The organism is Pseudoxanthomonas sp. CCNWLY206-1 (assembly GCF_039710385.1).
Lineage (GTDB): Bacteria > Pseudomonadota > Gammaproteobacteria > Xanthomonadales > Xanthomonadaceae > Pseudoxanthomonas_A.
Map to the genome: position 1 here is coordinate 1 of NZ_JBDKXI010000017.1, position 1,294 is coordinate 1,294.

Consider the following 1,294-nt stretch of genomic DNA (forward strand, 5'->3'; position numbering starts at 1 on the left):
GTGTACGGACCGGAGACCTGGGTAACGGGTGTGCGGGGACATGGGTAACACTTTTTTGGTCAAAGGACCGAGGAAGTGACCCATGCCCTGGCAACCGAGAGATCTAATGGACACCCGACGTGAATTCCTGGAACTGGCTTTGCGAGAAGGCGCTAACCGCCGAGAGCTTTGCCGGCGCTTTGGCATCAGTCCCAAGACGGGCTATGCGCTATTACGCCGTCATGCGCTTCACGGCATGAACGCGGCGTGCCTGCCTCTCAGTACCCGTCCTCACTACAGTCCCGCACGCAGCAACGCGGCGATAGAACACGCCGTCGTCGCACTGCGCCGTCAGCATCCGTGCTGGGGTGGGCGCAAGATCGCCCGGCGCCTGAACGATCAAGGCTTCTACGACGTACCCGCGCCCAGCACCATCACCGGCATCCTGCACCGGCATGGACTGATCACCCCCGACGCCAGCCAAGCAGCCGAGCCTTGGCAACGCTTCGAACACACACTCCCCAATGCGCTGTGGCAGATCGACTTCAAGGGCAACTTCCCAACGATGGCCGGGCGTTGCCATCCGCTGACCGTGATCGACGATCACTCGCGCTTCAATCTGACGATTGCCGCCTGCGCCCAAACGAGCACCCCTTACGTACAGGATCATCTGCAGCGGGTGTTCCAGCGCTACGGCTTGCCGGTGCGCATCAACGCCGACAACGGTCCGCCTTGGGGTAGCCCGGCCAAGGTTGAACACGGGCTGTCGGCACTGAGCATCTGGCTCATTCGCCTGGGCATTCGCATCAGCTACAGCGCGCCTTACCATCCGCAGACCAACGGCAAAGTAGAGCGCTTCCATCGTTCACTCAAGGCCGAAGTGCTCAATGGACGCAGCTTCACCGACCTGGCGCAGGCTCAGTGCGCCTTCGAACGCTGGCGCCGCGTGTACAACCACGAGCGCCCGCATGAGGCGCTGGCCATGCAAACACCGGCAACGCGCTATCACGTCAGTCCGCGGACCTTGCCTCCGGCATTGGCACCGATCGAATATGGACCGGACGACCGCGTGATCACGGTGGGCTGGAACGGCTGGGTGAACTTCCAGGGTCGCAAGCTGCGCCTATCCAGCGCCTTGCACACACTGCCCGTGGCGATGCGCCCAGACCCTAATGCAGAGGGTTGCTTCGATGCCTTCTTCTGCCACCACCGCTTCATGCGACTCGATTTGCGCCAACCTGCTACATCAACCTGAGCCTTGAATGTGTTACCCATGTCCCCGCACACCCGTTACCCAGGTCTCCGGTCCGTACAC

The 1,294-nt window shown here is 62.0% G+C and carries 1 protein-coding gene; it reads left to right on the plus strand.

The features are described from left to right. The first annotated feature begins 82 nt into the window (after positions 1–82). The gene (locus tag AADW18_RS19550; RefSeq protein ID WP_337345086.1) at positions 83–1,234 is read left to right on the plus strand and encodes an IS481 family transposase; all 1,152 of its coding nucleotides are present in this window, start codon (positions 83–85) and stop codon (positions 1,232–1,234) included. The last annotated feature ends 60 nt before the right edge of the window (positions 1,235–1,294 follow it).